Here is a 23,765-nt window from a genome sequence, read left to right as displayed (position 1 = left end):
CCTCCTTTCCGGGGCAGGGCAGCCCTTATTCCTCCAGCAGTTTTGCCACCACAACCATCCGCCCGTTTGTCCGGGAATACTCGCAGGTGGAAAGGGTGATGAGCTTGTCGCCGTATTCGGCGGTTACGCCGGTGTCATAGAGGGCCAATTCCTTGCATTTTGCAATATACTCATCAAACTGCTCTGCACTCTCCGCCCGGACAAAATGGTAATACTTGAACCCCTCTTGGGAGTAGGCTACCGTCTTGAAGGCGGCAATCACTTCATACTCTCCAAAACTCTCCAGCGTATCAAAGTGGATGATTTTATGCTCCTGATAGAAGTCCTCGCTCTCATATTTGCAAAGGTCGGAGAACATGGAACCATCGTTCATGTGGTGGCCGTACAGAACCAGATTATCAGATATACCGATGTCGCAGTTTTCCTGCATATACGGCACACCGTAACTGCTGTACGACTTGTCAAAGGCGCGTTTGAGATAGAAGTTCGGATTGTCCTTTGTCTGCATGATGGGATAGTCAATCTGCGTCCCTTCAATGGATACCCAGCCCACCAAATCGCTGTTCTGGGCATACACCTCGGCATACTTTTCAAAGGCCGTCACTTCCTCCTGCACCGGCTCTTGCCCGTTTTCCAGCTCCGGGGCAGACAGTTCCGGCTCCTCTTTTACCAGTTCTGCCACAGCGTCAAAGGCTTCGGCGCTCTGCTTCTGGTCGAGATATTCCCGACAGAGCATAAAGCCGGAGAAAAGGAAAAGGGCGGCACAAAAGGCCGCCCCAGCAATCATCACTTTGGTTTTTACTTCTTTTTTCATGGTTTGCCCTCCTGTATTTATCGTGCCTTATCCTTGCCGGGGTCTGTCCGATGCTGGCCGGACGGTACTGCTTTCAGAGCCGTCAGCTCAGTTTTGACAGAGGATTTTTCTCCGCCAGCCTTTTCCGCCAACCGGCCAGCACCGCGCTCCATTTCGGAAAACGCCTTGCCGCAGGACGTGAGGAAGCCCCTCAACTTAGCAAGCGCCCCTTTGTCAGCATCCAGTTCTTTGACTTGCTGCGCATCTTTTCCCACAAGAGCGCGTCCGGCACTTTTCAGATGACCACCTGCCTGATGCAGTTCTTCCCGCATCATATCCATGCGTCCGGCACACTGTTCCATCGTCTTGCTGGCATGGGAAAAGCCATGCTCCATTCGAGTGAGAACTGCGGGGACACGCAAAGCCTGCACCGCATGACGCAGCGCCGCACGGCCTTTTTCATGAAAGGTCTGTACCATGCGTCCGGCAGCAGAAATGGTGTTGCTCTTGGCGGTGGATACCATATTCCTGACCTGACACACCTTGTTTTCTGCTGTATTCATCAGGTAGGTGCATTTGGCCTGAATACTTTTGTCATGGAGCCGGTCAACCTCCTTGCGCATGGCGGTCATTTCGTCCACCATCCGGGACAGCTTATCCTCCATGCCGTCGATATAATTCACCAGCGCCTGCACCTCGTCCTTCTGCTGGTGAAGCCCGTTCTGCTCCAGAACGGTAAAGAGTTCCACGATCTGCGGATGCTCCCGCAGGGCAATAGCCGGTTCAGCCATACTTGATACCTCCAATCTAAGTGTTTATCGTGCCGGTTCCGCCTGCCTTTTGACGGGCGGAAGTTCCCGGCAGTATTCGGGATAACGGATTTTGATGCCCTCCATGAAGTAGGGCGCAAACTCGCAGCAGAACAAGTCCTCCGGGGAAAAAGCATTGCTCTGCTCCGGGTCGGTATAACCATTCCAGAGGTTAAAGGCCAGACGGCACACCCGGACGGTGCCGCTGGTCTGCCAGCCGCCGTCCATTCCGTCTGGCTCGATGCAATCCTCCTTGAAATTAAACATCTGCTGGATATTGGCCCGTGTTTCCGGGGCAATCCCCATCACATAGAAAAAGGAACGGTGGTAGCTGTCATTGTGCCGGGACTTGTCCATCATGGACAGAAAGAAGTCCCGGTGTTCCTCGGATGCAAAACGGATATTTTTCGTATTCATCACATTGCCTCCTTCTCGCCGCCGAATACACCCTCGCCGGGTTTTGTGGTCATCAGTTCATACAGCTCGGTATCACGGGGGAAGCGGTTGATAAACGGAACCAGGGCGCTGCCATACCGGATCAGGCCGCAGCCTGCGTCAGCGTTGGTGACATAGCTCATCTGCTCTTTGGAGATATTGAGGAGCTTGGCCAGCTTCTCCCGGTCGGACGCTGCCTGATTGAGCATGACGATAAACTCGGAGTTGGAGAGCATGGTGCTGGCCTGCACGGAATCCAGCAGGTACTCCACGTTCTGGGTGATGGCGGTAGGATAGGCACCACGTTTACGGAACTGACGCCATGCAGAGTTGAAGAACACGCCGCTTTGCTCGTTCTCAAACACCACATGGAACTCGTCAAGGAACACATGGGTGCGCTTGCCTCGTTTCCAGTTGAGGGTGACACGGTTGAGGATGGTGTCGGTGATGACCAGCAGGCCGGTGGGCTTTAATTGCTGTCCCAGGCCGCGAATATCAAACACCACCACACGCTTATCCAAATCGACGGTGCTTTCCCGCCCGAAGATGTCCAGCGAGCCGGTGGTGAACAGTTCCAGAGAAAGGGCAATATCCTTTGCCTTTTCTTCCGGCTGCTCCAGCAGCTTTTGGCGCAGATCGCAGAGTGTGGCAATCCTGCCGGTGCGCTCCGCATCCTGATACACCAGAGCGGTACAGCGGTCAATGATGGACTTGTGCTGCGGCCCCACGCCGGTCTTGTCGATCTGCTCGATGAGGGACATGATGAACTGGGATTTTTCCACGATGGGATTCTGCTCGCCGTATCCCTCTACCATATACATGGCATTCAGCCGGTCTTTGCCGCCCGCAGCCATGTGGATCACAGAAGCCATATCCCGGCCCAGCGCCTGACACAGCGCACCAAATTCATTTTCGGGGTCGCAGATCAGAATATCGTCGTTGGCATAGTCCGGGTGCAGCATGAGGAAGGCGATCAGCTCTTTGGCGCTGAAGGATTTACCGGCTCCCGGTACGCCCAGCAGGAAGGCTGATTGATTCAAGAGGTTTGCCTTGTTGCACATGATGAGGTTGTGGGAAATGGCGTTCTCTCCGAAGTAGATGCCGCCTTTGTCCTGTATCTCCTGTACTTTGAAGGGGATGAACACTGCAAGGCTCTCGGTGGTCAGAGTGCGGAACGCATTGATCTTACGCGCCCCGATGGGCAGCGCGGTGTTCAAGCCGTCGAGCTGCTGGAACTTCAATGTGGCAAGCTGGCACATGTGCTTGCGGGCAACGGAAAGAACCGCTTCGGTGTCGCTGTCAAGCTGTTCTTTGGTGTCGGCGGTGATGACCAGTGTGATGACGGCAAACATCATCCTTTGGTCGCGGGTGGTGAGATCGTCCAGAAACTCTTTGCTCTCCTTGCGCTGCAATTCCATGTCATACGGAACCACCGCAGAAAAGTTGTTGTTGGCGTTCTGGCGGCGCTGCCAGTTGGTGATGTTGGTTTCCACACCCAGCAGCCGGTTCTCCACCTCGCGGACGGCTTCATCGGTAGGAACCGGCACAATGTCGATGGAGAACATCATGTTTCGATTGAAGTCCGTCAGCTCCGTCACCATATTGTCCTTGATATAGCTGGCATAGTCCTTGAGGAACAGGACGCGGCAGTATTTTTCGCCCAGCTTCAGATAGTCGCTGTTCTTCTCGATCCCGTCCGGGCAGATATAATCCCGGAAGTCATGACCGCGCTTCATCATCTCGCGGGCATTGAACCGGAACTCCGCCTCCTCGCCCTGGCGGTAGAAATCGTGCAGGATGCGCAGGCGCTCGGTGGCATCCAGATCCACGCACTTGGAACCCAGCGCCGCAAAATGGGAAACAAGGTCGGCACCCACGCGGGCAAAGTAGGCGCGAGCTTCCTCAATATCCTTTTTCACCACGGAAATGGTGATATACTTCTCCTGCATAATGCCGTTGGCTCCCGTGGCCTTATCCAGCAGCATCTGATTGTACTCTTGGCGATACCTGTCACGGAAATCGCTGCACATAGGCATGAGTACAGACTGTTCAAAGTTGGTACGATTCTGTCGGCGGTTATTGATGGTGATTTTCGTTACCGCCCCGGAGTCCAGAGAGTTCAGCAGTTCCGAATAGGTCAGGAACATGGATTCCTTGTCCTCACGGCTGGCCACAAGATAGTTGATGTCGGTGAACTTATAGGTCTTGGTGAACTTCGTCCCCACAAGAAAAATGCCGTCCGGCCAGATACGGCGGACGGGAATCACATCCTGCACTTTACGCGGGACGTTGTAGCGTTCCTTTTCCTGTTTGGCCATTGTCTTGATGGTCTTAATCATGCTTTTCCTCCTTTCGCTTGCTCAGGGATTTCGGATGGTGTTTGCGCTTTCTGCCGGAACTGCCGTTCTGCGCTTCCTCGATGCTTCCTTTGAGGGCCACATAGTAGTAGTTGCAGTCATGAAATTTAAGTTCTTTAGGTTCCAGCATCTCCGAGCGCAGCCATGTCCAGATGAACTGCTCCGCCGTCATGCCGTGATAGGTGATGAACCCCAGCAGGGCAAAGGGGGCCGCTCCCAAAATGCACATCCAGGAAAGGGTTTCTACGCCGAAGTAGGGGCGCAGGATAAAGTAAAGGCCCACGGCTACACCGCAGGCCAGTACCGAAAAGATGAACTGCCGCATGGACAGCCCAAAAAACATACTCTCCGTGTAATTACGGATTTCTCGATTGATCTTGACTTCCAAAATATCTTCCTCCTATTCATTATCGTTCAAAGTCTTTTTGGGGATTTTCTATTCTACCTTTGATTGCCTGATGATCATAGAGCGTCATTACGTCCATACCATCATATCCCGTTTCACGGGTCAGTTCTTCTTTCGTGATGCCATGAAGTTTGCAGTAATGAAGATATTTCTGCATTCCTTGCGTACACGCAATTCCGCTGGTATCGTGATACTCGGCAATTTCGTACCATACACCTGAATGAGCATCTGGTGTCATCGCAATTAAGTCGCAGCCGCCCTCCAGGTACTGAAACAGATCATAGTCAAAGTAAAACTCCCAATCGTTTAGCAACGATTCATATACCGGCTTCTCCATCGGATGAAAGAGTAAAACAGCTTGGTAATTGACCGCATAAGCAAGTACTCTTTTCGGTTTGTTTACGTTGCCTTCGGCTAAAAGATAGCTCATTTTATAATTTTCTTCATCTGGCATCCCCATCTCACGATTATGCTGGTAGTTTGCCGTTTGCTTCAAAGCATCCTCGACAAATCTCACCAACTGTTCTTTGCCCGTACTCACTACGAAACGCCTCCTTTACAAGCCCATCATCTCGCGCACCACGCGGTCTGCCATCTTGACCGCGCCCACGAGGACGAGCATATTAAACAGCAGCTCCCCGACGTAACTCCATACCTGTGTGACAGCCGCTGCATTGGGGTCAACGGCTGGCGGAGATGCAGCAAACAGGGAGAAAATGATGCAGGCCAGCACGATGATGGCCCCCTCCAGACAAACTGCCGCATAGCTTTTGATGAAGCTCTTGCCCACGTTTTGGCTCGGCTCTCCGGCGAAGGTGGACAACGGCATCGGCGCAATGGCGGTGTAAAGATAGAGCTTAAAAAATCGTCCGTAGACGGTCATAATCATCACGAAAGAAAGCACGGTGATGAACAGGCCACCGATGAGCGTTACCGCCCAGAGGGGGATGCTCTCAAAGAAACCGCAGCTTTCTACTGCGTCAATAATCTCCTGCGGCAGAACGGTCTGCTGTGCAGAGCCAAAGCCCGCCGCGTTCATAATGGTGCTGACCATTCCCTGCACGATATTAAATAGGGCCATCATCAGTTCCAGTCCATAAGTCACAACACCTTTTGCAACGGCAAATCGGATGAACAGCTTCAGGGCGTGTTCCGGCTTTTTGACCTCGGCAAAGCTGCCGCAGGTTTTCATCACGCCTACCACAAAAAACAGCACCAACAGAGCCAATCCAATGGCGCGCACCGCATCATGGATGTTGACAATGACGCTCCAAATGTTGCCGCCTTTGAATTGCTCCGGGCTTTGTGTGATAAGCTGCCAGATTTCCGACAGATACTTGTTCCAGGTATCCAGCGCATTTTGCAGATTTTGTACTACCCAGTTATCGGACATCGAAAAACCTCCTTTCCGGCGAAGTCAGGGGCAGGCCGCAGCCGGCCCGCCCCCAGACTGCCGTTTTGAATCAGCCGGTAATCAGGGTCAAAATCTCCTTTGCAAAGGTGATGATAACGCCGCCTGCCAGAGTGAGGAAGCCGTTGGCGCGCTGGCTGGGATCGTGGGATTTGAGGGACAGGCCGATCTGCACGATGCCGAAGCCCAGCAGGATCATACCGATGGCGCGGATCAGGCCAAAGATGAACTCGGACAGATTATTGATGACCGTCAGCGGGTCGCTGGCGGCAAATGCCGTGGTGGTCGTGCAGCAGAGAATCAGCACCAGAGCCGCATAAGCGGAGAGGGCGCGCTTGCTGGTTTTGCCCATCGGCAGACGGCGGGTCTCCTTGTTCTTCATGTTGGTTTTGTTAAACAGCTTCATTTTGCAGTTCCTCCTTGAATTGGAAAATTTGCTTCATATCCTCGTCGGACAGAAGTTCAAAGGTTGTTTCCGGCTCCTGCACATTGGCAAGATCGGCGGGTGAAAGGCGGCTGACCGAAAGACCGGCCACGGCATATTCCGTGCCGCCATGCGTATAGGCAGGCGCACCGCCGTCTGTGGTGTATTTGACATTGGGATGTTTCAGCAGGTCGTATTTTTCGTCCATCAGCGGCGCTTCGCCTCGGATAAAAAGCAACGCCAGATTGTTGTCCAGCATACGGACTTCATCTGGCGTCATTAGTTCACGGCCTGTCAGTTGGTTGTTGGTGGAGTAGCTGCCGGAATGCCCGGTGCTTTTCCCATAGGTGTCCAGCCAGAGGGTGCTTTTTCCCAGATAGTTCTCGGAGATCAGCTTGTGGGTGCTGGTTTCGTTGCCGCCCAGGTACAGGAATTCATCGCAGTTGCCGATGATGGATTCCCACTGTTTTTCAAACAATGCCTTTAACTGCGCGATGTTCTGGATGATGATGGACACCGAGATGTTGCGGGAGCGCATGGTCGCCAGCAGCTTGTCAAAGTCATCCGGCAGGCTCACATTAGTGACATACGTATAAAGATGACATCACCGCAAAAGAAAAGTGCCACCCACAGGGAGTGACACTTTACCGGCTGAAAAGGAAATTATGCTGAAATGGCTTCATCGCTCTGCATTTCTTCCTTAACGGCAGCAATTCTCTTTTCCATTTTTGCATTCTCACGCTTCTTTGCAGCAGTCAGCACCTCGCCGGACTTGTAGTAGGTGGTAGAGCCGTAGTCCACCAGCTTTACCACGCCGATATAACGGTAATATACATCAATCTGCTGTCGCATAACGCCGTCAACAGCTCTCGGCTCATACACCATAATTTTATCCACCAGCATATTGAGAATTTCAGGCGTCAGTTCGGTAATGTCGCCGTATCGCTCTAAAAGGTCTGCAAACTGCTCTGCACAACTGCGGATTTCACGCACAGCGGCGGTTTCGCTTTCCAGCTTTTCTTTTTCGGCAAGTATGCTTTCCTGCTCCTGCTGATATTTACTGAGCAGACGGACAAAGTTGGTTTCATTGATTTTCCCTGAAATATTGTCCTCATACAACTTGTCCACAAGGCGATTGACCTCCTCCAAACGCTTGCAGACTCGCTTGTACTGTGCGTCTTTCGTGTTCAGAGCCTTACCCTCGTTTTTTGCCTTGTTCTTTATCAGCAGATCAATCAGCTTCGCCTTGTCCTTTTTAACGGCAGAAAACAATTCCTGTATATCGGCAAGCATTGCCTCCGTTAAGTCCTCCTCAAAAATTTTGTGCTGGGTGCATTTATGACTGCCGTAGGTAGCATAGGTTCCGCAGACATAAATCATATGGGAACTGTTGGAGCCGTATTTTCTGCGGCTCAGTGCCTTTCCGCAGTCAGCGCATTTGAGAAGTCCGGAAAAAATATTCAAATCGTCGTTCAGCGTTTTCTTGTATTCTCTGCGCTTGACGGCAATCAGCTCGTTTGCTCTTTCCCAAGTCTCTCTTGATACAATAGGCTCGTGGGTGTTTTCTACCGTAATCCAGTCGGCTTCATCTGTCTTGAAGTGTTTTTTTGTCTTGAAAACCGTATCGGATTTGCAGAGAACACAGTCGCCGCAGTACACACGGTTTCGAATCAAAAGACGAAGCGTATCGGGTCTCCAGATATACTTGGATTCTTCATCGGGAAACATATGAGATTTGTCCTCAATGCCCCTGATGTGCATATACCAGGACGGCACCGGCACTTTGGTTTCCCTCAGATAATCACGGATACGGTGATTGCCCCAGCCCTTCAACACAAGGTCATAAATCTTAACCACCACCGGTGCGGTTTCCGGGTCAGGGATAAGATGATTGTGATCGTCCGGGTCTTTCAGATACCCAAACGGCGCAGTTTTGGAATGATACTTTCCGTCTTTCGCTCTGGAACGGAAAGCGGCTTTTATCTTCCTTGAAGTATCACGGCTGTAAAACTCGTTGATTACATTTTTCAGTGCCGCATAGTCGGTGCTGTGACTGTTCAGGGTATCAATTCCGTCATTTAATGCGATAAAGCGCACCTTTTTGGACGGAAAATACAATTCCTGATACTGCCCGACAACAATATGGTCACGACCGAAACGGCTTAAATCCTTAACAACTACCACACCGATTTTACCGGTTGCAACATCATCAATCATTCGCTGAAAGTCAGGTCTGTCAAAGTTCAAACCCGAATACCCGTCATCCACATAAATCTCGTAGGGTATCAGTCCGTTCTCCTGTGCATAGCGCACGAGCATGGATTTTTGCGTTTCAATGGACAGGCTCTCACCCTGTCTTTCATCGTCCTTGGAAAGTCTGCAATAAAGGGCTGTTTTCTTAAGCTGCTGTGTCATCTTCTTTTCCTCCTGAAATCATCTTTATACTGTCATTGTAGTGCTGTTTTTTACGGTTTGCGAATGTGCCGTCTGATGACTTCGCTGTGGGATACCTTTGCCGGTGTGCCTCTTGTGATGTCGGTATATTTTTCGTGCATATATTCGTAGAATTTATCCTGCCAGCCCACAAGCCCTTTCGGTCCTCCGATAATATCCTTAGAGGACAATCTGCCCTTATCCGTTATCGGAACAAAGCAAAGATGCATATGGGGAGTTGCCTCGTCCAAATGCACAACTGCCGAGATGATGTTCTCTTTTTTGAAGTTGTTTTCAAAGAAACGGTAGGCATAATCAAAGTATTTTCTCTGTTCCTCAACGGATTTTCCTTTCAGCCAGTCAGGGGTTCCGCCCACGAAACAGTCCTGCATAACCACGCTGTCCTTTCTTCGCTTAGCTCCGACTTCTTCAATCCTGTCCAGTACTGCCTTGCGGTATTTTGCCGTCGGCTCGACAATGTGATAGTTCAGGTGCGTCCTCGAAGGGTCAATATCGGGATTGCTTTTATACTCGGCTTTCAGTCGTTCGTGGTGATTGCATATCCTGCCGACAGCGCCGAGCTTGCGTTTTTCTATGCGCATAATCGCGTAATTTGCCATAGGCATTTCTCTCCTTATCGTTTCATTTTCAAGGAAGTAATAATTCAGAATGTATCGTTGAATTATCTTCCTCTGTATCATTTTGCGGAGAACGGGAGGAACGATTGATACACAGCAAAGCACCTCTTGCCGCCTTTCGGTCTTGTTTGCTCACCGTCCTTTGCGGCTCGTAAACAATCCCTCAATGCTGTTGTCCGTGATATTTTGCTCGCCATATCCGGCGGCTCGCAAAAATCACTGCCAACCGAACGGAAACCGTGCGTTTTCCGTTCCCGGTGCATTGCAGTGTAACCCACTACACCTTGCAAGCAAGGTGGTGGGCAAGGCGTTCCCCCTTGACTCCCTTAAAAGGGCAAATCCTCACAGCTTTTCGTGTCTTTATCCGTCACGAAATCCTGTTCGTCCTTGCCCTCCGGCAACAACCAAAACCACTGCACGCCCTGTTTCACAGAGCGTATGCCCAGCAGTGCTTTTGCTTTTTTTGCCGTACTCTCGCTGACCCCCGCCTCTTTCAGATGACGCATCACTTCGCTCTGCGGCTTTGGCTGGGTGTCAGCGAGTAAAGCGGACAGCATTTCTTTTGCTTTCTGCATTTGCTCATCAGGTCTGCCGACTCCCGCAAATACATTCCCCAAAACTTCATCTGCTGTCCTTGCGGTTTCCTCCAGCCAGTGAATACCGCCCTCGTCAACCGAAAAGAGAATGGCATTTCCTGTCGGGGCAAGGTTGCTTTTGACCTGCGCCAGTATTCGCTCATCGGGGCGTTCCTTATCGGTTCTCCCGACGAGCAGAACGCTTCTTGCCGCACCCACAATATCCACCGAACCAACGCCACGGTTCAGTGCTTTCTGCCCGATTGCCTTGTTCATATGATGAACGATGACAATCGCACAGCCCTGTTCCTTTGCGATGTCAATCAGCGGTCGAAACTGTCTGCGGACTTCATTGGCGGAATTGATCGAGGTTGACTCCCCGATATATGCGGATAAGGGGTCAAGGACAATGAGCTTTGCTTTGGTCTGTCGGATAGCTTCCAGCAGTCGCTCGTCGGAAAAGCTCAGATACTGTTCCTTCTCATTGATGAACAGCAGTCTGTCCGTATCGCCGCCTGCGGCAATAAAGCGGGGAACGATCGTATCGTCTGCGTCGTCCTCTGTGGACTGGTAAATGACATTGACCGGTTCTGCTCCCTCGCCGTCGGTAAAGGGCATTGGCTCGCCCCTTGTCAGCATTGCGGCAAGCTTCAGAATCAAGGTGCTTTTGCCGTCACCGGCGTCGCCCTGCAAGACCGTGACCTTGCCATAGGGAATATACGGATACCACAGCCATTCCACGCTTTTTACCTGAACCTCGCTTGCCTTTGTAATCTCAAGTTTCATTTCTTCGCTTTCTCTCCTTTCTCAAAAATTTCGGGCATTCGATTACCAGCACCCGAAAGCTCTGCTTACAGTCGTTCTGACACTTCCTGCAAAGCTCGCCCACGGTGATACGGTTTCTCTCATTCAGAAACAGCGCCCATTCCTGTTTCCGCTTTTTACTCATTCGTGGCACTTTCACCACCTCCCATAGTTTTCAACCCGAGCCGTAAGGCGTGGGTATGTAACCGCCGCTTTACCCGATTGCCGTTTTTGTATGCCTGCCCCCATCTAAGCGGCGTTGCCCTGCTCGTATCATCGCAGGGTCATATCCCAATCGGACGGTCATTCAGTTGTAAAAAGGTGTCGAGCGACAATATTCCTTCACTTGTTCGGACTGGGAAAGGAAAAATTATCGGGTGTTTTGGAATCCAAAGATAAAACTTCCCCTCACTCATTTGGACAAAAGGGGGCAAAATGCACACCCAAAATCTGTGCTCTGTGAGAAAATCTACGAAAAAATTTATCCTTTCACTTGTTCCCACCGGGGGGAGATGAAATGGACACCCTTTTTCTCAAAAAATTTTTGCCCCTCACTTGTTTGAAATGGGAGAGCGTTTTTGGGGGGTGTTTTCAAAAAAATAATTGAAAAAATTGTCCTTTCACTAATTCCCACTGAGAAAGATGAAACGGCAACCCTTTTCCAAAAAATTTAAATCTCACTTGATTGAACCGAAAAAACAAAAAGCACCTGATTTTGTAATCAAGTGCTGAAATGACATAGTTTCGGGGTGAAAATCGCCGTTTTTCTTCGCTGTAAGGGGTCGGAAAAAGCAGGGTAAGGAGTTTATACCGTCTTGCCGATTTATCGGAAATACCGCCTTTTGGGTACAAAAAAAGCACCTATTTTCTTGTGGGATAATTCCCTGAAAATAAGTGCTTTCTATTTCCGTATTCAGTTGTAAGCGGTCATTTGCAGAAGCGTATCAGCAGCTCATCTAAATCCTCGGTCTGTTTATTCTCGGCAATCAAGATGTTCCGCCATTCCGCCAAGGCTCGGATAATGAGCCGCAGTTCAAAATCGTCCACCTTGATTTTAATCTTCCTCATAGATATACTCCCTCATAACGACCTCCTCCGCACGGCTGCGGATGTTATTCATCAGCCCGACCCACTTCATCATCTCGTAGGCTTTCATCTGTTCGGTCACGCCCTCACGCTCGGCGTACTGCCTGGCTAACCGGGAAAAGAGCGCCTCGCAGTCCTCGTCTACACTGTGCAGATACGCATTCAGCGTCCCGCTTGTCCTCAGACTCGCCAGCAGAGCCTTGTGGCATTTCTGTAAGTAACGGAACTTTGCACGACCGAAGCGCCCGAGTTCATAATACTTTTCTTCGGGAAGTGCCAAGTCCGGCAGATAGTAATCTCCGCAGAGCGTATAGCTGATACCTGTCTTTTCGTCTGTGATATGCTTTTCCAGTTCCAAAAAAAATCCCTCCTGTCAGATACATTGTACCCGATAGGAGGGATGTGTGCGAATGTGCGCCGCACAAAAGAACTTGTTGAATTCTGCAAACTGGGAGTTGTCTCACTTACTGCACTGTAATTACTACAGTACTAGTGGACAAAGCATATTCCGACGCATCTGGGAAATTTCCCTTGTCTTCTTCATAAGCTTTTCGATCAGCCTCAAAATAGGCTTCCTCTCCATGGCTATCAAGAATTGACAAGTCGATTTTAAAAGATTCTTCATCATTTACATTACCAATTACCAAAAATCCATCTTGTATACTACCACCGCCGGAACCGATTTCGCTAGCACGCTCCTGCGAAAAAGTATCTATAAACGCATAACTCTCATACAAGCAAAGCTCTTCACTATTTTCTCCAATGTAATCCACAAAACAGAAGAAATCAGGATGAAAGGCATCGCGTTCTCCAACTCGCGTAAATGACGTAAAGACGAAATCCCCATCTTGTGAGACACTTTTCTGATACCCATCATTGCTTTCTCTTGAATATTTTTTTGCATAAGAAGCATCTTTATCGAGCAGTGTACCTTTGTAACTACTGTAGGTATAATTTGACAAGTTGATAACGGAAAATGTATCATAGTTTTCCTCAATTACTTGTTTCCTGCCGGCAGTTAATGCAAGAGTAGTAATTACCGCATAAATTAGCAAGGCTAGAATAATTACTGTTCGAATTACATTTGGAATGTCAATCATGCGCTTTCCTTTTATTTCTCCGCTTGCAATTCTTGCATTGATATGCCGAGAATAAAGCACATAGTACACAGTTACTGCAACAAAGGATATGACTGAAATCAAAACAATGATTAGTATAATACTGAACATATCTTTCCCTCCTTAAATGCCATAATATTCTTTGAATCGACAGTAATAGGTTCTTGTGACATCAACGACGGTACCATTTTTTAATGTTAGATAAAACTTTTGCCCCAAGGTAGGCCGAATCTTTTTTATAGCATTTCTGGCAATTATCACTGAATTGCTAATCCGAATGAATTTTTCTGCAGGAAGCATTCTCTCCAGCTCATACAACCGGATCTTCGTAGAATACTTTTGATTTCCAACATAGACAAATACCAATTTCCCCAGTGTTTCCACATATAAGATATCTTCGATAGGCGCAAGAATATAGTCCTCGTCTTTACGGCAGAGAATCTCACCCTCGCTGTAATTATCTTCTGTTAATATCAAATCGGCATCGTCACAGATTTCTACGCCCAAACCCAGAAGGGTTTTTCGTACCGTTTCTCGCCTATTAGTGTTCAGCTTAAGTCTTACTCGCATATCTTTCAACCTCTCTCGAAAACAAGTATATAGACAGAATCGTGTAAAATCAATCAAATCGGAATACTATGCATTTATTAAGGAATGAATTGCACAAAAAAGTCCGGCTCACAAATGTGAGCTAGACTTTTTGCGATCTACTCAGTATGATATCAAAACTCATATTTCTGCTTCAGATCCACAAATCCGAATTATTTTTCATCTCATTAGGCTTATAAACTTCGATTAGTCGTTCTAGTTTAAGAACATTATACCACAGATTTGTAACTTTTTCTACTTGCAAGTTCGAAATGTTACTTTCAAATTACCACGGTAAAAATTCTCAACGATACATTTTGAATTATTACATCCTTCCTTAATGCCATAATTCGATATTGTCATCTTTATAACTGTGTTTCATTGGCGAACTCGTCCATGAGGAAATGCACCGGCACGGGCAGGCTCCCGCCGTGTTTCCGGTCAGCCGAGTAGAACAGCTCCTGAAAGGTGCTGGCGTACAGAAGGCTCACCAGGAAGTTGAAGCTGGCATCGTTGTCCGGGATCAGCGCAAAGAGCGCCACTTTTTTCTCTCCCATGCTGGACAAATTCAGTTCATCCGTAGCAGTCAAGGCCGCAACCGAGGAGAGGTTGAACTTCTCCAGTCTGGATGCCAGAGTGATCTGGATGGATTTCAGCGTCTTGGCCGAGCCGGAACGATAGTCCTTGTAATACTTCACCGCGATGTGATCGGGCGAGCGCATTTCCAGCCGGTCAAACAGCTCATCCAGCGGAGATTGGTAGGAATCATCATCCTCCCGCACCTCACCGGCCCGAAGCATTTCCATGACCATCGGAAAGTTTTTCTCGTCCTCCGGCGCTTCGTACCAGAGGTAAAAGACAAGCGCCAGAAGGAGCATGGAAGCCGCCGTATCCCAGAAAGGGTCGTTGGACTGGCTGCCTTTTGGCGTGGTGGCCTTAAAAAGATTCGTTACCATCTTCTGCACATCGTTGTCGTTTTTCAGATAGGAGAAGGGATTGTAACAATGGCTTTTCTCCATGTTCAAAAGGTCAACGATGCGGATTTCATAGCCCTGCCGTTCCAGCAGAGTACCGCAGTCCCGGAGCAGTTCCCCCTTACAATCCAACACAAAATACGAGGTATTGGCTTGGCACAGGTTGACTTTCGCATAGAACCGGCTCTTTCCTGCGCCGCTGCCGCCTACCACCAGGGTGTTCAGATTGCGGCGGTGCTTCCTGCCGTCCAGCCCCATGCGGACGTGCTGGGTGAAGATACGGTTTTGAAACGGGTCTTTGGCCCGGTACTTCTTGTTCACGGCTCTGGCGTCGCCCCATTTAGCCGAACCGTGTTCTTCGCCCCGCCTGTAATTGCGCCGGGACGAGAGATAAATCCCGATCCCCAGCCCATAGGCGGCAATAAAAATGAGGACAGTTTTTACACTGTCCTCACACCACATCAGTTTGAATGGATTGTTCATTGCCGCAGGCAAACCGTTCATAATCTCCGCAAGGCCACCGGAAACAGACGGCGCAATCAGAAGGGCAAACCAGATGACCGGGATCAGCCCCAGCGCATAGAGCCAAGGACCACCCGTCCTGTTATCTGGCTTCATCCCGACGCTTCGCTTTCTTGTCTTTTTGTGCAGGGGCGTCAATGGTTTTCAGCAGCACATCCTCCACCGGGCCGGGGTCGCGCTGTTCCTCCAGCATATCGTTGCGCAGTTCATTGAGCGCGCGGATCATGATACCATGCTCATAGCTGTCCAGCGTGAGTACGACTTTATCCTGTCTTTCCATCACTCAAACCTCCTTTACCGTTCCGGTTCCTTCTGTTTGGTGTCGCGGGTCAGCCCCATCGCTCTGGCCATGCGCCCGTTCAACGACTTGAAGGTTTCCCGCATATCACTGAGGGCTGCCGGGACATCCTCTCTGGGGTCTTGGCCCTTGAAAACGCTGTTCAGACGGGCAATGTCATAGCCTTTGGCCTCAATGCCGTATCGCTTGCAGAGCATATAGCTGACGGCGTAGGCTTTGTAGCCGTCCGCTTCTCTGGAATACCCTTCGTTGCTTCTGGCAAGCTGGACATTGGCAATCTCCAGCGAAACACAGCGGAAGATGTCCGGCGCGTCCATTCCTTTCTTGACCAGGATGGCGTTCTGTTCCTCAGAGAACACAGCGCCGCGTCCCTGGGGCAGTTCGTCCACCGCCCGGATTTGCACCGGAGAGCTGGCGATCAGCCCTTTCAAAAGCAGCCGGTCATCATAGGCAACCTGGGGCTGGTGCTGTCCCTGTGCCGAAGTCTGGGAAATGTCATAGACCTCCTTGGCATAGAAGTTCTGGCCGATGGAGCCGTCATCCCTCCGGTACGCTTTGCCCGGTTCCAGAATGATAATGGGCAGACGCTTTTCCTCCTCCAGAATCTCAATGCCCTGGGTACTCCATTCCTTGTAGCCGCCCACACGCTGCGCCTGGGGGCATTGTGCGCCGATCAGAAGGGCGTTACGGGCAGAGTGAAACGGGAATCGGCTCTGGATGTCCAGATACGCCTCCATGTTTCCTTTGCCGTCCGCAAAGTCGGCAAAAATCTTGTCCAGAGAAGCATAGGCTTCCTTGCGCTGCTTCTCCTTGCGGATCTGCCACCACTGGCGCTTGGGGCGTTCCTTCTGTTCCTCCCGCTTCTGGGGTGCGGCCTCCTTTTGAGGCTGCTGTTCAAACAGATCGTCAAAGTTGTTCATAAGCGTTTACCTCTCTTTCGATTTGGGTTTCTTTTTGGGTTTGGGCGGCTGGTGCCGGGTGGTTTTCTGCGCCGGTTTCTTGGATACAGAAGGTTCCTCTGCCTTTGTCACTTCTGCCTCCTTCTTCCGCTGGGCCTGAATGTCCCGCAGCTCCTGGCGGACAGACGGTTTCTCCGGCCCGTCAGAAGTACCCCTTGCGGACTTGCTGCTGCTCTCGGAGATAGGCGCGGACGGATGGGATTTTTCCGCCGCCGGGGTAAAAGAATCCGTTTTCTCCGCCGCAGGGTGTTCCGGCTCTGCCTTTTCCTTTTGGGCAGGTTTCTCCATCAGTTCGTCCAACAGTTTATCGTCCTGGCTCTTTTCCGGGGCGGCCTGCTCCGGCGCTGCCGGTTCGCTGCCGCGCTGTTCGCGGGATTTCTGGATGTCCTCCTTGATGGACGCCGTATCCACCACGGTGAGATTGAACTTCTCCACGATCCGATTGGCTCTGGCCGCATCATCCTCGAATACCAGAATGTCGATGGTGTTGTCATCCTTTTTGACCGGGATGGGCGCATAGAGAATCCCGTAGCCTTTGGCCTGCCGCGCAAACTCCGGGGCATCTTCTTTCTTGATGGTGTAGACTGTCATGGGGCGCTTTTCCCGCAGCATGGTTTCAATGCGGGCTTTGCCTTTGGTCTTTTTCTGGTCTTTCAAAACCGTGTACAGGGCGGCGGCAAGATTCTTTGCAGCAGAACCGCTGATCTTGAGGGCAAATTCGGCACCCTCCAGGCTCATCCGTACAACCTGTTCCGCCGCATCGCCTGAGCTATACATAGAAAATCATCTCCTTCCTGGAATACCCGCACGGCCTTGTTCCGGCCCCTGACGGGTTCCTTGTTCCGTCCGCGCTTCCTCGCGGGCGGCCTTGATCTTTTCCTTGATGGAAAGGGAGCGTACTGCTATATCCTCACATAATCTCACCTCCCTTCGCAGTTCCTTGATCCGCCCGGAAAGGACGGCAATTTCCGCTTTGATCTGCTCCTGCTGTTCAGGGGCAGACAATACCTCTTTGGTACGCAGCCTGCGGTACAGGGCTTTTCGCTGCTCAATGTCCGCGTTCATTTCCGACTCCGCACCTGTCCGATGGGCGGTAAGCTGTTCCAGCGTGTCAATGTGGTGACGGGACAGCAGCCGCGCTTCATCGGTCAATTCTTTTGCCCGGATCAAATCCTCCCGGCAAGCGTGGGATACCTGTCGGGGCTGCCAGTTTTGCTTTTTTGGAAACACTCCCAGCAGGTAGCAGTAATGAAAATAGAGGGCGCGAAAACCTGTCACTTTTCTGGCCTGCTTCAAATCGCCGTGAAGCCTGCACCGCTGTGGCTGCGGCCTGTGTGTCCTTTGAGGATGGCTCTGTGCCAGTATCCGCCTGCGGATACTTTCCAGGGAATATTCCTCTCCCAGATTGCGGCACAGCTTTCTGCCGTTCTCTCTGCCGGGTGCGCGCAGGGTAATGTCCTTACCCACCTTGATGTCGTAACCCATCTGTTTCAGATGATAAAAAAACTGCCGTTCCGTCATTGACTGACGAATGGCAGTATCCACATCTGCTTTGAGAAGGCTCAGATAGGTGGGGCGGCCTTCCTGTTCGGCCCTCCACGCTCCATAGTGCTGGGACTTCCCTCGCTGGGGATTTTCAATTACGGACAACCCATACTCCCGACACAGCCGGTCAGATTCCCGCTGCATATCATAGTAGTCCTTCTCGGTGCGGTGATACTTAATGCCGTCCACAAAGGACACGGTGTTGACCACAAAATGATTGTGCAGGTGATTGGACTTATCCAGATGGGTAGCAACCACCACCTGATATTTTTCACCCCACAGTTTTTTGGCCAGCTTCAGCCCGATCTCATGGGCGGTCTGTGGGTCGGCCTCTCCGGGGGCAAAGCTCTGATAGCCATGATAGGCCACCGTGCCGTCCTCCTTGCCGAACCGCTTTTTGACGGCGATCATCTCATCGCGGGCAGTAGAGGGGCTGCAATTCACCCCGGACACAAACCGCTGCATGATGGCGGTTCCTTCGTCATCGGCTGCGACTTTTTCTGTCTTTTGCTCTTGGACGGCGTATTCGATGACATCCGTGAGGCCCTGGGCGTCGCGCCCCTCCATATCCGGCTTTTCATAGACGGCGGGGTTTTCAGTCTTATCCGGGTTCTCTACATAGATGACCACCTTTCCCAGCCAGCCGCCCACCCGCCAGATGGATGTTGTGGCCATAATCTTACTCCATCGGTCTGGGCAGAATCACAGCTTTGGTGATGTCCCGGACAAGCTGATCAAACTTCCGCATTTCTTCATCATAGCGCCGCTCATCAATGACACCCAGCACATGAGCTTTCTGGGCAATCTGGTTGAGGTTGTTTCCTACGCCGTGCAGCTCCCGCATGAAGTCAAAGTAGTCCGGGGGCGGTGCATCCTGGGGAACTACGCCGCTGATAAGGTGACGCAGATACGCCTCGCGGGAAAGCCTGCTCTTTTTCACGCGCTTGTTCAGGGCCTCGGCCTCCTTGCGGTTGAGGCGCACCTTGATTTCGATATTACGATTGCTCATCGTTATCCTCCTTCCTGATATGGTTGATCTGCACCAGGCACATGAGGGTGACGCCGCTCAGGCTGCCCAGCAGAAAACCGATGACAAAAAACAATCCTTCCATGAAAACCTCCATTCTGCAAAAGGGGTATTAGGGGGCGTTCCCCCTAACAAGCTGCCGTTTGTCCCCAAACGGCGATGCTTGCTGGTACATACACATTCCATTCCCCTGCGGGGAATCCTTCACGGCTAAAAAAGAATCTCACCGCTCGCCCCGGTCACGGCTCCGGTCTTTGGTGCGGAATGTCACGTCCTTGAAGTGGTCGGCATCCAGGATATAGTCGCCGTTCTTCCAGTTGTCTGAGGCGATCTGCTGCGCCTCCTCGCGGCTCTCCGCTTCCACCGCGATGGTCATTTCCAGCGTTTCGGTGATGGTCACTTCATACTCTCTCATCGTTCATGCTCCTTTCCGTTGCTGCACCGAATGGGAATCCCAAGCCGGTGACAAAGGGTGTCATTCACGTCCTTACCGGTGGGCGGCGGGCGGTTTTTTACCTCGTATTCTTTGGGAATGACCGCTATGATCGCCTTCGTTGCCAACCTGCCGGGGCCATCGTTGTCCAGATGCAGATAGATGGTTTTAATGGACGGATGATCCTCCAGAAACCGGGTGAGAGCAACGGGCAGCTTGCTTTCCGCCAGCACCTTTTTCGGCTGATAGATCCCAGCCAGGGATAGTAGATTGTGCCGCTTCCAGTCAATGCCGTCCAGCTTGCAGAGGGTCGCATAGGACATGACATCAATGGCGGATTCACACAGGTGTACCGCTGGATTATCCACGCAGGCGGGCAGGGCAAAGGAATAGTGTTTATCGCTACCGCTCAAGTCACCGTGGAAACGCCCTTCACCGATCCCGCGCAGACAGCCGAACCGTGCTTTTCCGTCCTTGTCAAAGCCTACGAAAACGACATTGCTGTGGCCCTTGTTCCGGCTTTCATAAAGCCTTCCAGTCTGGATGCAGTAGTCGATCACCCCTGGGTCGATTCCTCTTTTTTTGAGGTAGTCCACCATAGCCCGGTTATCGGGCGCGGCCTGCGGTAGAAGCAGATGCTTTGGCTTTTCCTCTTTAGGAGCAGGCACAAAAGAAGGCGGCTTGATTGCCGCCCTTCCGGTGATGGTTTCCATCGCGTCCATAAACGAATAGCCATTGACCTTAATGAGATAGTCCAGGGCGCTGTATCCGCCGATTCCACGGGAGAACCAGCACCACTTGCCGTTGGAAATCCGCAGGCTGTCATGGGTCTTGGTGCAGTAGACATTGCCGGACACATGGACAAGTTCTTGCGGTTCGCAGGTTTGCAGGTAGGTGAGCAAGTCCACCTGCCGCGCTCGTTCAATCGTTTCCGAGTCGTAATAAGGCATAAAAATAGCCCCCTTTCCATAGCCGTAGATTTGCCGTCCGCTTGGGATGGCTGACTATGTAAAGGGGGCTGGCATGAAAAAAAGCCGACTGGATTTCTCCAATCGGCTTTGCTGTTTCCATATTGATTATTCTTTTTTGAATGCCTCGATTTTCTCCAGATAGGAGAAACAATCCGTGTGGCCTCGGAAGTAGATGTGCTTGCGCTCCATGTTGTCGGCCCGCAAATACAGCCGGAAATACTGATTTAAGATTTGATGTTCCTGAGCGGTAAGCTGTACCTCACCGTCCCCCTCCAGCAGCTTCTCGATGAAATGGTGCTGGTGTTTCAGTTCGCTCATCTGCTGTTTGAGGTCGGCATATTCCTGATCGGTGGCAGCCAGCTCAAGAACCATATTGCTGTCGCTCTCATCGTATTCTTCTGAGATGCGCTCTATCATCGGAATATATTGATCGCTCATTCACGCTCACCTCGTTTCCGTTTTTATTATACTATACCCACACAAAAAAATAATATCAAATGTGCGATTTCATTCTTTTTCTGCAAGGTTCAGAACCGGCTTTCCTGTACGCAAAGCATATTTTATTGTATCAAAGGCTCCACCAAAATCGCGATAAACATAGGCTAGAATTTTATCTGCCTGATCTACCATCCAACGATTTCTTTTTTTGATGGCTGCCTTATAGTGGACTCCCATCAAATCCATCGGAATGATAATATCATCAAACCTGGATTCGTAGTAATCCTTATCCCGGTTAATCTGATTGGTCATGTAGGGAAGCACCAGATTTAGGCGAATATTCAAATGTGGATACTTCTTTTTCACTCTCCAGACGGCTGCCTCACACATTATATCAAAATCACCCATGCCGCCGGAATAAAATACATACTCATCTTCTGTCTGTACTATGTCCGATAAAGCCTTGTCTATCTCTTGCTTGACAGAAGATAAGAACACCTCCCGATGACCGGCAAAAGTGCATACGGTCATGAAAATCACCTATTTCCATAATCACTTGGTTTATAGCCGTATATCACGGATATAGATTATTATAATGCGTTCTCTCCGTGGTTACAATATGCTTATGCAAATTATTGAAGCGAAGGGGGCGCGATATGGAACTTGATTATAAAGCAATTGGCAAACGAATCAAGATTGCCCGTATCAAGGCAGATTTAACGCAGGAGCGCCTTGCCGAACTCATTGACATCTCTCCGACACATCTGAGTAACATTGAAACCGGCACCACCCGCGTTAGCCTGAACACCATTATCAGCATTGCAAATGCACTGTCCGTTACCGGTGACGATCTTCTCTGCGACAATATCATTATGGCGAAAGTGCAGTTTGAAAAGGATATTGCGCTGTTGTTGGAAGATTGTGACGAGTATGAAATCCGCATCATCAAGGATATGATCGGTTCTTTGAAAGATACCCTGCGTCGGGATGCAAACCTCCGCACAGCAGACAGAAAAACGCACTAAAACAACAATGGCATCATAAAACCTCCTTATATAGCCAACAATTTGTTCCGACGGGAACCGGCTATATAAGGGGGGCTTTTTTATTATGTACGCACCGATTGGGGTAGTTCCAATCGGTGCTGGGAGAGCTTATCGCTCCAGACCTACAACCTTTCTCACGGGTGGTTCTTCGCCCTCATCGGGAGCCTCGTCGATCAGCGTTTTGTCCTTCTCATCCATATTAAGCAGGATGTTCAATTCTTTCAAACGTGCGGTTTTCTCTGTCAGCTCGTCCTCACGGGCAAATGGTGTGGCCAGTTCGGTGCGGGCATTTTCAAGCTGTACTTTGGCTTCCTCCAGTTTGGCCCGTTCCGCGTCAAGATTTCCTGCCAGATTCTCCAGCGCGTTGTCCAGGCGGGTGATGTTGCCGAACACATCCGCACCCAGCGTCACCGTATGGGACAGGGTACCTTTCAGAGTGATGCGGTACTCGTTGCTCATCCCGTCATAGGCCAGCACCATAGAGAAGCCCTGGTACTGCCCCAGAAGGACAGCATCGGAGCCGGTCATCTTCGTGCAGACGTCGATGATCGCCTTGCCTGCATCCTCTTTTTCGGCATAGTGTTTGCCCTCCACCTCCATGCCGCAGAATCCCTCCTGCGCTTTTGGATGGGCTTTCGCCAGCTCCACATCTTTTTCATAGCCTGCAATTCTCTCTGTCAATCGGGTAATCTCTGCCGGATATTTGCGGTGTACCAATTCCTCCAAAGCATACACCTGATTCAAGTGGCTGGCCTTGAGCATATTCAGCCTTGCCACCTCCATATCCAGATTGCATTTTTCGATAATAAGTGGGTTGCCGGTGGCCAGCGCCTTGATTTCAGAATAGCTCAGGGCGGTTTCGTCCACATCATCCGCCACGCGGACAGGTGCTTTGCTGGTCATGATCTGAGCAATAAATTTCTGCTTGTTCTCGACGAGCTGGTACAAATAAGCATCAAATGTTCCCTCGGTTACATAGCGGAATATCTCCACCTCCTCATTTTCGTTGCCTTGACGGACAATTCTTCCAAGCCGCTGCTGAAGATCGCTGGGCCTCCAGGGGCAATCCAGATCATGCAGGGCAATCAATCTATCCTGGACGTTGGTTCCGGCACCCATTTTCTGTGTGCTTCCCATGAGAACGCGCACCTGACCGGATCGTACCTTTGCAAAAAGCTCTTTCTTTTTGGCCTCCGAGTCCGCTGTGTGGATAAAGGCAATCTCATCCTCTGGGATGCCAGCGTCCAACAGCTTCTTTTTTAGGTCGTCGTAAACACTAAACGAGCCGTCCGTGGTAGGAGTAGACAGGTCACAGAACACAAGCTGGGTGGAGCGTTTTTCTTTCGTCTGTTCCCAGATACGGTAGACATTGCGGGCGCAGACAGCTACCTTGCCGTCCGGGTCATCCGGGGCCAGCGGCTGAATGAGCCGCATATCCAGGGCCAGCTTTCTGCCGTCATTGGTGATGCGGAGCATATTGTCCACATGGGGATCGACGCCGCCACCACGGATTTTTTCCGCCCGTTCCGCCAGCCCTTTTATCATCTCCTGTTGGATTTCCGAAGGTTTGATAACTTCGGTGTGGAAGTTGGCTTTTGGTACGGGAAGGTGCAACATATCCGCTGTCTGAATATCGGCTACCTGTTTAAATACGCTCATAAGTTCCGGTAAGTTG

28 protein-coding genes and 2 pseudogenes are annotated in these 23,765 nt (G+C 50.7%); 1 reads left to right on the top strand and 29 read right to left on the bottom strand.

Features of this window, described 5'->3' with window-relative positions:
* Positions 1-25: 25 nt before the first annotated feature.
* The 28 genes and pseudogenes from srtB to GKG41_RS11770 form a co-directional block, all read right to left on the bottom strand.
* The gene (gene srtB / locus GKG41_RS11905) at positions 26-814 is read right to left on the bottom strand and encodes a class B sortase (RefSeq protein WP_154258892.1); all 789 of its coding nucleotides are present in this window, start codon (positions 812-814) and stop codon (positions 26-28) included.
* A 17-nt stretch (positions 815-831) separates the two neighbouring features.
* On the bottom strand, positions 832-1,584 hold the full coding sequence (locus GKG41_RS11900; RefSeq protein ID WP_154258890.1) for a DUF6674 family protein: 753 nt from the start codon (positions 1,582-1,584) through the stop codon (positions 832-834).
* Positions 1,585-1,608: 24 nt separating this feature from the next.
* A complete protein-coding gene (locus tag GKG41_RS11895) occupies positions 1,609-2,019 on the bottom strand; it encodes a DUF6075 family protein (RefSeq protein WP_154258888.1) in 411 nt (136 codons plus the stop codon).
* Entirely contained in the window at positions 2,019-4,376 is a 2,358-nt protein-coding gene (locus GKG41_RS11890; protein ID WP_154258886.1) for a VirB4-like conjugal transfer ATPase, CD1110 family, read from the bottom strand. Before GKG41_RS11890 ends, GKG41_RS11895 begins: the two co-directional genes overlap by 1 nt.
* Positions 4,369-4,782: a PrgI family protein gene (locus tag GKG41_RS11885; RefSeq protein ID WP_154258884.1), complete on the bottom strand. Its 414-nt coding sequence runs from the start codon at positions 4,780-4,782 to the stop codon at positions 4,369-4,371. The genes GKG41_RS11890 and GKG41_RS11885 overlap by 8 nt, the downstream gene beginning before the upstream one ends.
* A 19-nt stretch (positions 4,783-4,801) precedes the next feature.
* The gene (locus tag GKG41_RS11880) at positions 4,802-5,341 is read right to left on the bottom strand and encodes a hypothetical protein (protein ID WP_154258882.1); all 540 of its coding nucleotides are present in this window, start codon (positions 5,339-5,341) and stop codon (positions 4,802-4,804) included.
* Positions 5,342-5,356: 15 nt separating this feature from the next.
* Positions 5,357-6,193, bottom strand: coding sequence for a hypothetical protein (locus GKG41_RS11875; protein WP_154258880.1), 837 nt, complete (start codon positions 6,191-6,193; stop codon positions 5,357-5,359).
* A gap of 70 nt (positions 6,194-6,263) precedes the next feature.
* Positions 6,264-6,617: a glutamyl-tRNA amidotransferase gene (locus GKG41_RS11870; protein WP_154258878.1), complete on the bottom strand. Its 354-nt coding sequence runs from the start codon at positions 6,615-6,617 to the stop codon at positions 6,264-6,266.
* A pseudogene (locus GKG41_RS11865) lies at positions 6,604-7,215 on the bottom strand (TraG/TraD/VirD4 family protein); the annotation flags it as partial. The gene GKG41_RS11870 and the pseudogene GKG41_RS11865, both read right to left, overlap by 14 nt.
* An 83-nt stretch (positions 7,216-7,298) precedes the next feature.
* Positions 7,299-9,050 (bottom strand): recombinase family protein, encoded by a 1,752-nt coding sequence (locus tag GKG41_RS11860; protein WP_154258876.1) that lies wholly within the window; start codon positions 9,048-9,050, stop codon positions 7,299-7,301.
* Positions 9,051-9,100: 50 nt separating this feature from the next.
* Entirely contained in the window at positions 9,101-9,688 is a 588-nt protein-coding gene (mobV, locus tag GKG41_RS11855; RefSeq protein WP_173015597.1) for a MobV family relaxase, read from the bottom strand.
* A 344-nt stretch (positions 9,689-10,032) separates the two neighbouring features.
* Positions 10,033-11,067 carry an AAA family ATPase gene (locus GKG41_RS11850; RefSeq protein ID WP_154258872.1) on the bottom strand — a complete coding sequence of 345 codons (1,035 nt, stop codon included), beginning with the start codon at positions 11,065-11,067 and terminating at the stop codon, positions 10,033-10,035.
* Positions 11,057-11,239 carry a hypothetical protein gene (locus GKG41_RS11845; protein ID WP_154258870.1) on the bottom strand — a complete coding sequence of 61 codons (183 nt, stop codon included), beginning with the start codon at positions 11,237-11,239 and terminating at the stop codon, positions 11,057-11,059. The genes GKG41_RS11850 and GKG41_RS11845 overlap by 11 nt, the downstream gene beginning before the upstream one ends.
* Positions 11,240-12,012: 773 nt before the next feature.
* Positions 12,013-12,153, bottom strand: coding sequence for a hypothetical protein (locus tag GKG41_RS11840; protein WP_154258868.1), 141 nt, complete (start codon positions 12,151-12,153; stop codon positions 12,013-12,015).
* Entirely contained in the window at positions 12,140-12,529 is a 390-nt protein-coding gene (locus tag GKG41_RS11835) for a TnpV protein (RefSeq protein WP_243141033.1), read from the bottom strand. The genes GKG41_RS11840 and GKG41_RS11835 overlap by 14 nt, the downstream gene beginning before the upstream one ends.
* 106 nt (positions 12,530-12,635) lie before the next feature.
* Positions 12,636-13,400 (bottom strand): hypothetical protein, encoded by a 765-nt coding sequence (locus GKG41_RS11830; RefSeq protein ID WP_154258866.1) that lies wholly within the window; start codon positions 13,398-13,400, stop codon positions 12,636-12,638.
* A gap of 12 nt (positions 13,401-13,412) precedes the next feature.
* A complete protein-coding gene (locus tag GKG41_RS11825) occupies positions 13,413-13,859 on the bottom strand; it encodes a LytTR family DNA-binding domain-containing protein (RefSeq protein WP_154258864.1) in 447 nt (148 codons plus the stop codon).
* Between the two features lie 398 nt (positions 13,860-14,257).
* A pseudogene (locus GKG41_RS11820) lies at positions 14,258-15,469 on the bottom strand (type IV secretory system conjugative DNA transfer family protein); the annotation flags it as partial.
* Complete coding sequence (locus GKG41_RS11815; protein ID WP_009258141.1) at positions 15,456-15,653, bottom strand: hypothetical protein; 198 nt, start codon at positions 15,651-15,653, stop codon at positions 15,456-15,458. The gene GKG41_RS11815 and the pseudogene GKG41_RS11820, both read right to left, overlap by 14 nt.
* A 14-nt stretch (positions 15,654-15,667) precedes the next feature.
* Positions 15,668-16,591, bottom strand: coding sequence for a hypothetical protein (locus GKG41_RS11810; RefSeq protein WP_154258862.1), 924 nt, complete (start codon positions 16,589-16,591; stop codon positions 15,668-15,670).
* Positions 16,592-16,597: 6 nt separating this feature from the next.
* Positions 16,598-17,407, bottom strand: coding sequence for a DUF3801 domain-containing protein (locus GKG41_RS11805; RefSeq protein WP_021658983.1), 810 nt, complete (start codon positions 17,405-17,407; stop codon positions 16,598-16,600).
* Positions 17,408-17,413: 6 nt separating this feature from the next.
* Complete coding sequence (locus tag GKG41_RS11800) at positions 17,414-18,850, bottom strand: relaxase/mobilization nuclease domain-containing protein (protein WP_154258860.1); 1,437 nt, start codon at positions 18,848-18,850, stop codon at positions 17,414-17,416.
* 4 nt (positions 18,851-18,854) lie between these two features.
* Entirely contained in the window at positions 18,855-19,184 is a 330-nt protein-coding gene (mobC, locus tag GKG41_RS11795) for a plasmid mobilization relaxosome protein MobC (RefSeq protein WP_154258858.1), read from the bottom strand.
* A complete protein-coding gene (locus GKG41_RS11790; RefSeq protein ID WP_154258856.1) occupies positions 19,171-19,287 on the bottom strand; it encodes a DUF3789 domain-containing protein in 117 nt (38 codons plus the stop codon). Before GKG41_RS11790 ends, mobC begins: the two co-directional genes overlap by 14 nt.
* A 138-nt stretch (positions 19,288-19,425) precedes the next feature.
* Positions 19,426-19,617, bottom strand: coding sequence for a DpnD/PcfM family protein (locus GKG41_RS11785; protein WP_154258855.1), 192 nt, complete (start codon positions 19,615-19,617; stop codon positions 19,426-19,428).
* Positions 19,614-20,585: a DUF3991 and TOPRIM domain-containing protein gene (locus tag GKG41_RS11780; RefSeq protein WP_154258853.1), complete on the bottom strand. Its 972-nt coding sequence runs from the start codon at positions 20,583-20,585 to the stop codon at positions 19,614-19,616. The genes GKG41_RS11785 and GKG41_RS11780 overlap by 4 nt, the downstream gene beginning before the upstream one ends.
* Before the next feature lie 126 nt (positions 20,586-20,711).
* The gene (locus GKG41_RS11775; protein WP_154258851.1) at positions 20,712-21,044 is read right to left on the bottom strand and encodes a DUF6664 family protein; all 333 of its coding nucleotides are present in this window, start codon (positions 21,042-21,044) and stop codon (positions 20,712-20,714) included.
* Positions 21,045-21,113: 69 nt separating this feature from the next.
* Positions 21,114-21,575, bottom strand: coding sequence for an SLOG family protein (locus tag GKG41_RS11770; protein WP_154258849.1), 462 nt, complete (start codon positions 21,573-21,575; stop codon positions 21,114-21,116).
* A gap of 125 nt (positions 21,576-21,700) precedes the next feature.
* Here GKG41_RS11770 and GKG41_RS11765 point away from each other — a divergent pair, with 125 nt between their 5' ends.
* The gene (locus GKG41_RS11765) at positions 21,701-22,069 is read left to right on the top strand and encodes a helix-turn-helix transcriptional regulator (protein WP_154258847.1); all 369 of its coding nucleotides are present in this window, start codon (positions 21,701-21,703) and stop codon (positions 22,067-22,069) included.
* Positions 22,070-22,198: 129 nt separating this feature from the next.
* Here the strand turns inward: GKG41_RS11765 and GKG41_RS11760 are convergent, their stop codons facing one another.
* A complete protein-coding gene (locus GKG41_RS11760; RefSeq protein WP_347563314.1) occupies positions 22,199-23,749 on the bottom strand; it encodes a helicase C-terminal domain-containing protein in 1,551 nt (516 codons plus the stop codon).
* Between the last annotated feature and the right edge of the window lie 16 nt (positions 23,750-23,765).

The organism is Lactonifactor sp. BIOML-A5, from assembly GCF_009677585.1.
In the GTDB taxonomy this organism is placed as follows: Bacteria; Bacillota; Clostridia; order Lachnospirales; family Lachnospiraceae; genus Lactonifactor.
Note: the sequence above shows the minus strand (reverse complement) of the source record. Positions and strands in the feature narration are given on the sequence as shown.